The organism is Pseudomonas sp. p50(2008) (genome assembly GCF_015351605.1).
GTDB lineage: Bacteria > Pseudomonadota > Gammaproteobacteria > Pseudomonadales > Pseudomonadaceae > Aquipseudomonas.
The window spans coordinates 1,126,478-1,134,823 of sequence record NZ_JACMYF010000001.1 but is presented as its reverse complement, the minus strand read 5'-3'; the positions used below and the strand labels follow the sequence as shown (position 1 = coordinate 1,134,823).

Here is an 8,346-nt window from a genome sequence, read left to right as displayed (position 1 = left end):
GTAAGCGCTTCGACTTCAAATGCCCAATCGAAGTTATGGGCGAGGTGATGCAGAAGGCCATGGCTATGCGGCATGATGCTCCAGCTTCAATTCAATGACCGTGTTGCACTCAGCTCCTGCAACCGCCCATGCTTTAATTTCACTGCCGCCAGACTCAACTTGTCCCTTTAATTCTTGGTCGTATGATTTTAAATAAATAAGGCGCTCAATATTTGTGCAAAGTATTTCCGACCTTGCTTCCAAGTCACTACCTATTTTTTCGGGGGGCGATTCTTTGAATGCAGGAGTCGACCAAAGATTAAACGAGTTAATTAGTTCGCAGGATGAAAGCACAAATAACACAACCTTTCTGGAAGCCTCAATAAGAAGTGCTCTCTGAGCGCTATCAATATCCCCTCTGCATGCTTGCTGCAATGCATTCGCTCTATGATGAATCTCAAGAAAGTTTTCTAAGTCTTCCGAATCCGTACCGAGACAAAAACTCAAGTCTCTCGCTAGTTTATCCTTCACAAATTGCCTTTTGCTAGGAATAACCAAGAGCTTTAACTGTCCATGCAGGTCCGACTCTAGGCTTTGATGGTTTGCATTGCAGTCATAATAATCAAATAGCAATTCCATTTGATTGAGTGTTATTGGACTGAGCGTTGCCAGCAACTCTGCCAGTCTTTCGTAACATCTAGAGAATGTAGGGCGTGCACTTGGTTCAGCGGAGAGCATGTCACCTAAAAGTTTTATTAGAGCTTCAGCTGCTGGCGACTGGGGTTCAGAGAAGTTTCTGATATCGCTGCCAGCCCACTTTTTCAACTTGGAACCCTTCCATGTTTTTCCAGGGTCAATCGTCGAAGATTGCACTGCTGGGTGATAGCCTTGATACAGTTCTGCAATAACTATCCCCACCGCAAAAACATCAGGGGCGAACGCTTTCGTCTTGTCCACTACATACTGCTCAGGCGCTTTGTATGAATTAGTGCCGCCTAAGTGATCATCGAACCATGCATTAGCCACACCGAAATCAGCAATTTTTACCGAATACCTCACAGAAGGATCGATATGTGACGGAGGGAAGTCACGAAGTTTTTTGCTCAAATCTGAATAAAGAATGTTTTCAGGCTTTATATCTTGGTGGTATTCCATTCCGCGACTATTCGCAACGATCATCCCTTTTACTATTTGGAGGCCAATATTTATGACGGCGACGAGATCAGGCTTTAACTCTATTAAGTCACGAAGATCCCCGTCACAGCATGGCATACATACCAAAGGTACCCCATTATAAAACTTTATAAAGTGCGGCGTGATTATGGAGTAATGACCGGAAAAATCCACCCAGTTGTGCGCTTCGCGAATAAAGCCATTAACTCGTTCAGCGGTGTTGTTTTCGAATTCTTTGATGGTTTTATATGCCACTCGGTTCGGAAAGCTATTTTCTTGATCTACAATATAAATCAACCCACCTCGCCCTTCACGGCGATCAACTATTTTCCCTCTAAACAAGCACGCCTCTAGAAATTCTTGCAAGTGTTTGTCCATATCCATACGACGCATCCTTATTAAATTTAGTAGTTGGCTGGGTTGCTTGGAAATCAATTTTCCGCAATAGAGAGCACAGCGATGGCGGAGTGAACATCAGTCAGCAGCACCTTTGAAGTAGAAATAGGCCACAATATTTTAACAGTACCACTGCGGGCCTCCGACCCTGGCTTCGCCTGGCGAGCGCCGAATACCATTTCCAACCCGTAACTTGAATTGCCTCTGTTTTCGTCAACTCCAACGACTGACCGCTTTTGGCCGAGGCTGTGTAAAAACGTTTTTGAGCGCGACAGGTACTCAAAACCGGACTGTAAATCGCGCTTCTACGCGAAATCCACATCTGCTGACGTGCCGATAAATTTTAGATTTAACGTAGACGTGCACACTTCAATTTTGGCGAAACGTTTTTACACACTCGGGGCCGAAAGCAGCCGGTCACAGGGTCACACCCGGATAAATCGATGCTACTTAGGTCCCCCGTCATAATGAGGCGCCGGTTACGCGGCCTTACGGCCGCGGCTACCGCCAGTTGTGTCGTAGAGAGCCTAAATCTCGATCGTCTTGATATCTGGATCGTAAAAGGCACCGATAAGCTCGCGCGCCCCAGCAAGTGGAGATTGCTTGGAAATGTCGACAATGGCGCCGATTGCACCGCTTATCAAAGTGCTATCGCCAGTTTGAATGCCCTTGTCGAGTACTTCGAAGAAATTATGAATCGTTGTCGCTCGCTCTTCGAAGGTTTTAGCCAGGTACTGCTCCAGAATAACTCTTTGGGCACCGATCTGTTCTAGTTTTACATCTTTGAATGCGGATATAGCTGCTCTTTTGGTGCCTTCAACTTCGGCAACCTTTTTGTATTCCAGCCAAGCTGACATCAGCTCATCAAGGGAAGACTGGGCCGCTTGCAACGGAATGGTGGGCGCTTTCTGAATGATAGTTTGGATGTGCTTTTTCATGTTTTAGCTCAAGGACAAAATTCCGGAAATCGTGCTTTTGATATTTTTTGCCGCCGAACCGTCTGGCGTGATGATTGGTATATCAAGTACTTGTTTAAGCCCTGTACCAAGCACCACCATCTTCTCGAATGCGCTGGGATCGCTGTCGTCTTTTACTTTGATCAGCTCGAAGCGCGCTACGATCTCGTTAATGGTTTTGGCCATCTCGGCCGCATTCGTTCTTATCGCCTTAAGTGCAGTTTTCAACACCTCCATCTCAGCAATGGCGGTTTCGACTTTGGCTTGGTAATCATGAGCTTTAGTCAATGCTTCTTCAGCCTTGCTTGCCATCATGAACCCGCCGATAGCGAGCGCTGGGCCAAGCACAATTCCGCCTAAGGCGATCATGCCTCCGGCCATTCCAAAGCCGCCGGCGCTCAATGCGCCTCCGCCAAGCCAAGCCAAGGTGGCATTAGTGGCCGCTGCGCCAGAAAGCCCGGAAATAGCCGCGCCTGTGGAGGCGCTGGCTAATGCCCCTACTGAACCATAGGCCCCAATAGCCGCCAACGCTCCGCCGCCCGCTCCCGATGCAAGGCCTCTCTCAATTTCCAGAGAGTTCAGCACCAGCTTTTCATAAGACTTCAATTCCTCGACGGTAAAGTTTTCATTGAACCCTTTCAGGGTACTCTTAGTGTCTTTTCGCTTCTTGAACGCTTCAACGAGGTATTTAATTTGATGGCTAAATGTATGAATTTTTAACTTGCCGAGTGCCGCCAGCGCGGCTTGGGTCTCTTCGCGTGCACCGTCAAGTACTTTAGATGCCTTTTTAAATTCAAGCTCTGCATCTTCGCCGATGCCTTTGGCTTTATCAAAGTTGTTGGATGCCTCAACGCCTTTGAATACACCCGTTGCCGCCAAAGCAGCAGCAGCACCCCATAAAATAAACGGAAGTGGCATTTTAAGATCCCTCTTTATGTGTAGGATAATTGTCGATTCTGTGTGCTTGCTGTGCATCTGCACATGCTTGAAAGTTGGCCGCTATGTATTCGTTTTTGCTTACGTGCGCGGACAGATTTTGTTCATAAAAGTCGTCCACTCGACAGATCAATGGGCGGCTACTATAGATTTTGCAAATATGACTGTGGCTGTCAAAATTTATACAAGTACCATCACCGCGGTCCAAATGTGCATAAACCATAGATTTATCTAGGTTTTTGCAGCACAGCCCACATTTTGTACAAGTAAATACAATTGAAGTGCTTGATGCGTGTTGCACGACAAGCGTTTGTACTGGTTGCGGTCCTTCGCCCATGGCTCATCCTCCTCCGACAACTGTAGCTGTGATAACGCATTGACGGCCATCATGCCTGTCATACGGTATCTGCCATTTGCTGAAAAGCTTTAATGAATCTTGCACGCAAGCGAGATGGAGGGGCAGCATTCATTAGTAGGACTGAAAGACCGCTTCTGGCCGGCAGCTTCCCGCGATGATAGGCGGCAGATGGACAGACGCTGACGCTCGCCGGTAAGCGCTATTACTCGACTATCGGCATTGAGACGTTTGGCAAATACTATGGGAATCCGCGTAATTTCATGGTGTCGGTGAAGGCGAGTATTTAGTCGTGGGTCCGGGCGCTAACCGCCAGAAGACTCGCAAGGCAATTGGAATCTGGAGTCCAGGGGGTGGTCTCGATGACCAAGTCAGTGCGTCGCGTCCGACTTATCCAGTGGCGAGTGATAAGAGGTTTGTCGTTCAGCAGCCAACTCAACCCTATTCAGATCTTCCAGTACGGATGGCAGAGTTAATCGGCCAATACACCCAGCTCACGCGATGTTGGCAGTTTGCCAAGCCTGCTGGCATGCTCTCGACGATTTGTCGGTAGACAGCGTTGAGGCAGGGAGAGCGACTGTGGGTTTAGAGAGCAAGGCAAAGGCAGCTCAACTGAGTGTTCTGAGCAAATATGGTGTATTGGCAGACTTTACCGACGTGGAAGAGGTGGTGCTTGACCGTGCCCTGAAGGGCCGCTTGTCTGCGATCGCGTCGAAGGACCTGACCTTCGCTCACTGGTGTGACCAGCTACTGGGGCCGGGCGAGCGGCTTCCGGTTGCGCGTTTTGATAATCCAGTTCCGGGGCAAATCCGACTGGGCAAGCTCGCGGTGGGGCAGGACCTCGCCGCCAGCCTCAAGTCTCGCGACCGGCAGTTTCAAGCTAGGCTCAAGGCGTCCGAGCAGGAAGTCATACGGTTGCAAGGCGAATTGCAGGAACTGAGGCAAACCAAACCTCCTTTGGCATTGATGGAGCCGGTTGGCGAGGACGCGCGGAGGTTGAAATACTGGTATCACGAAACAACCGGTTATCTGCATAACATCCTGTGGGAGATCAAGGAAGTTGACGGTCACATCTTCGACCATCAAGGCCAACTCAACCGGGATTACCGTCAGCAACTGGTCGAGATCATTCTGCGGGCACTGAACGGCTTGGCCGCACTAGGCTTTTTTATCAAGGCCGAGTTGTGTGACGCGTCATCCAAAGAGCCTGTTTTGCCATCGGTGATGTTGCATCACAACCGGGCAGATCCTGATGAAGCACATCTACTGGAGGGCTTTGCCTTTGTCGTCGAGGACGTACAGCCTGACGTGCTGGTGGCAGCCAGCGAGTGTCTTTTTCTGGGACGGGCTCTACCCGAAATCGACAAACGGCACCGCTTCAATTGTCACGTCAAAGTCTCCTGGCGCCACGTGCTTGAGTTGGACGAAGACGAACTGTTTCACCTGTCTTGCTTCCTGCATAAGTTGTTTGAGGCATTGGCCAGATCGAATGACGGTCGGCCGAGGGGGGCATTGCGAGAGGCGGCGATTCTTTGCCTGGTGCTTTCCAGCACCGCACCCTGCATGCCCACGCGATTACAGCAAGTGCAAGCGCTGAGCTTGCAGGATACGTTTTACCCGGGGTACAGGCCGTTCACGACCGCCCCCTTGAAGCCTGACACAGATGCATCCGCTGGAAAAATTCTCGAGCACCTGTTCCATACCTTGCATGCACTTGTCATGCGCTGACGTAAGCTTTGATTTGCAATGGAATATGCCGGATCTGTGACCGGTAGCTACGGGATGAATAGCGGCAACGGCGCACTGAGACTGATACACCCTTACCCTCCAGCAACATGGAGGACACCACCATGAACACGCACTCTTGGGTGCCTCTTTGTGCTCAGAACTTGGGAGTGACCTTTGGAAAGACTTGAAGCGGCTTTGAAGCAACTGGTAAGGGCTCATTCAAAACTGACTGAACATGCGCCAATTACTGCACTTGCCCAACACTTGCGAGAAACCCAAAAAGCGCTTGATCTCGGTGAGGATGATGAGCTTCCTGTCCTGCCTCAAAAGCCTGGGATTTATTACTTCGAAGCGAAATTTAAGTTCTCCACAGCAGCGGAACTTGGCGAATTTGGTGAGCGATGGGGAACAATACGGGCCAAAGCGCATGACGGAAAAATCCCTCGTTATTACCCGAGTCGGGTGAAGCATCACTTAGCGGCATTGGCAGCAGGCAAACCGATTCCATTTTATTTAGGGAAGCGAGAGTCGATAGCTGATCGAATCAAAAATCACGTCGAATCGCTCTTGGCGTCCGGAACGTATGCACTTAAGCTTCGGGCAAGACCGCACTTAATTCGTGATGTGGAAATTACATATAGTTATCAGAGTTTCGAGGCGCCGCCGACATCTTACTTCGGGGTTGGGTTAATCGAGTCTGAACTACGAAAAATACTGAATCCGATTCTGGGGAAACAGTGAGCATGGAGAAAGTACAACTGTTGTTGAATCAGGCCGGCAGCCTCGTGAGGGAGACGAACGCCAAACTCGCAGCAAGCGGTGAGCTGTTCAACCTCTTCTCCATCACCCGAATCGAGCGGGCCGAGGTCAACACTCACTCGGCCATGATCGCAGAACTCTTGAGCCCCGAGGGCCGTCACGGTCAAGGTGTGTACTTCCTTGAACTGTTCCTGTCGACAATGGGTTTCGAACACGAATGCAGCCTCAGCGACGCCAGGGTGCAAAAGGAGCAGATTTTCGCGGGGTACGGTCGTGTGGATGTTGTGATTCACCTGATGGATCACCTCATCCTGATCGAAAACAAGATCGACGCCCTCGACGGCAACCAACAACTCAAGCGTTATGACGATATTGGAAAGGCCTCAGGCAAGCAGTGGCAGTTGTGGTACCTGACAAAGAAAGGTACGGAGGCGCACGCAAGCAGTCATTGCGGCGTGAGCTACCGTCGACTGTCGTACCAGGAACACATCCTCGACTGGCTTGAGCGGTGCGTCAGCACCTCAAGCGCGACGCCGGCACTTCAGCATGCATTGATCCAGTACAAGAATCTGGTCCAGAAAATCACCGGGCGAGCCATGACCCATACCACACGAAATGCACTGATCGAACTTCTCATTGCCGACGACAATTTGCAGGCTGCCGAGGCCATCGCCCAGGCACTGCCCCATGCGAAGGGGACAGTATTGTTCGGCTTCTTTGATGCTGTGCGACACGCATTGTCAGAGCGTTGTACGCCCGTGTCATCGCCGATTGACTTTACCGGGCATGACAGTAGCGAGGCGAATTGCCGCAAGTGGTTCTTGCCCAAGGCATTGAGGTTGAAGCACGTGGGGCAGTTTTTCGACATTGGTGTCGAGGGAATGCTGCTACGAATCGAGGTTGCCACTGATGCGCTGCATTATGGCGTGGTGCCGGTCAGTAGCGGGAAACTGGCGAGCGATCGAGGGTTGTTGGCGCAAACGCCTCAATTGCCTTTGTACCTGATGTGGCGGAATTGGAATGCGTTCAAATGGTACTCATGCCTTTACCAGGACAACGTGGCCAGCAAAATTGACTGTTTGTCTGACCCCATGGCATTGGTAACGGAGGTGCTGCGCACTGTCGAGCTGATCAAATCTGAGCTGTCTGGCCAGCCTGAGTTGCAGTGTGCAAGTGTCAGTGCGACGCAACCACAAGCAATGCCAGTCAGTTGACTAGCCAATTTGTCGGTTGAAAGCTGGCAATGTACCGTGCCGTTTTATGTGGGCCGTCAGTAGATAGACCTCAATGAGAGATACCATCACCGGGTCAGAGACCGTAATGACTGCAATCCGTGCTTCACCGTCTTGAACTTGAGGCACTAGATTTTTGTCGTTCGCAAACCCTGTGAACCGATGGTTGGGAAAGGTTCGCCAACCGTCTTCTCGGATGCTGGGCGTCTTAACATGGTCCCAGACCCTATGGTGCAGGTTGTTCCGGGTTGCCTTGCCGATATAGAAGATTTGCCCTTCAGGGGTACCAAAAAAATACACGCCGCTCTTGCACCCAACACCATCGCCCGTGACCAGCATTCCCGAGTTGGTTGGGTCCGACCAGTCGCCGATGGCGGGACTGGCGTCACCAAAGGCGAGTTCTATTGTGACCCTGTCCAATATAGCAGGCATGGCCTGGGCAAGATCATTTACCAGGGTGAATGCTTCTTTAAAGTCCACTTTTCCCCACCGTTCGCTATCCGTTTAGGCCAGCATTGGCATAATTCTTTTGGGGGCAGACTTCTCCCCCCAGAAACGTCCGCTACTGGCTGGTTACCGCCTTTTGCTAGGCCCAGACTACCTTATCTTTGGCTCACTTCGCGTATCGGTCTAAGACTCTCGGACCGTGCTACGCGGAATTCGTCCAAGGGGGCTTGAGGCCTGCGCCCTGATAACTGACGCCATATGTGGGTAGATGATCAAGTATTTACCGCGCTGCTGGTTATTTTCGCGAAGCGGTATAGGCCTGGTTGAACGCTTTACGCTGATTGCGACCAGAGGTCGCTATTCGATCTATCTCGATAGAGGATCG

8 protein-coding genes are annotated in these 8,346 nt (G+C 50.6%); 3 read left to right on the top strand and 5 right to left on the bottom strand.

The window, feature by feature from the left end; genetic code table 11:
- Nucleotides 1-63 precede the first annotated feature (63 nt).
- From H7698_RS05060 to H7698_RS05045, 4 genes are all read right to left on the bottom strand, one after another.
- Nucleotides 64-1,536, bottom strand: coding sequence for a protein kinase domain-containing protein (locus H7698_RS05060; protein WP_194690759.1), 1,473 nt, complete (start codon nucleotides 1,534-1,536; stop codon nucleotides 64-66).
- A 539-nt stretch (nucleotides 1,537-2,075) separates the two neighbouring features.
- Nucleotides 2,076-2,486, bottom strand: a complete 411-nt coding sequence (locus tag H7698_RS05055) for a hypothetical protein (RefSeq protein ID WP_153336590.1) — start codon at nucleotides 2,484-2,486, stop codon at nucleotides 2,076-2,078.
- Nucleotides 2,487-2,489: 3 nt separating this feature from the next.
- Nucleotides 2,490-3,422 carry a hypothetical protein gene (locus H7698_RS05050; RefSeq protein ID WP_153336589.1) on the bottom strand — a complete coding sequence of 311 codons (933 nt, stop codon included), beginning with the start codon at nucleotides 3,420-3,422 and terminating at the stop codon, nucleotides 2,490-2,492.
- 1 nt (nucleotide 3,423) lies between these two features.
- Nucleotides 3,424-3,777 (bottom strand): YkgJ family cysteine cluster protein, encoded by a 354-nt coding sequence (locus tag H7698_RS05045; RefSeq protein ID WP_153336588.1) that lies wholly within the window; start codon nucleotides 3,775-3,777, stop codon nucleotides 3,424-3,426.
- Nucleotides 3,778-4,374: 597 nt separating this feature from the next.
- On the opposite strand from H7698_RS05045, the gene H7698_RS05040 reads away from it, so the two are divergent.
- The 3 genes from H7698_RS05040 to H7698_RS05030 all read left to right on the top strand — a co-directional run bounded on the left by H7698_RS05040 (nucleotide 4,375) and on the right by H7698_RS05030 (nucleotide 7,496).
- Nucleotides 4,375-5,523, top strand: a complete 1,149-nt coding sequence (locus tag H7698_RS05040) for a hypothetical protein (RefSeq protein ID WP_178128618.1) — start codon at nucleotides 4,375-4,377, stop codon at nucleotides 5,521-5,523.
- Between the two features lie 174 nt (nucleotides 5,524-5,697).
- Entirely contained in the window at nucleotides 5,698-6,264 is a 567-nt protein-coding gene (locus tag H7698_RS05035; protein ID WP_153336587.1) for a hypothetical protein, read from the top strand.
- Between the two features lie 20 nt (nucleotides 6,265-6,284).
- On the top strand, nucleotides 6,285-7,496 hold the full coding sequence (locus tag H7698_RS05030) for a PDDEXK-like family protein (protein WP_194690758.1): 1,212 nt from the start codon (nucleotides 6,285-6,287) through the stop codon (nucleotides 7,494-7,496).
- Here H7698_RS05030 and H7698_RS05025 read toward each other — a convergent pair whose 3' ends face one another.
- Nucleotides 7,497-7,994, bottom strand: coding sequence for a hypothetical protein (locus H7698_RS05025; RefSeq protein WP_178128616.1), 498 nt, complete (start codon nucleotides 7,992-7,994; stop codon nucleotides 7,497-7,499).
- Between the last annotated feature and the right edge of the window lie 352 nt (nucleotides 7,995-8,346).

Coding starts and splice junctions, on each gene's coding strand:
- H7698_RS05055 (WP_153336590.1), bottom strand. CDS start 2,486: ATGAAAAAGCACATCCAAACTATCATTCAGAAAGCGCCCACCATTCCG.
- H7698_RS05050 (WP_153336589.1), bottom strand. CDS start 3,422: ATGCCACTTCCGTTTATTTTATGGGGTGCTGCTGCTGCTTTGGCGGCA.
- H7698_RS05060 (WP_194690759.1), bottom strand. CDS start 1,536: ATGGATATGGACAAACACTTGCAAGAATTTCTAGAGGCGTGCTTGTTT.
- H7698_RS05045 (WP_153336588.1), bottom strand. CDS start 3,777: ATGGGCGAAGGACCGCAACCAGTACAAACGCTTGTCGTGCAACACGCA.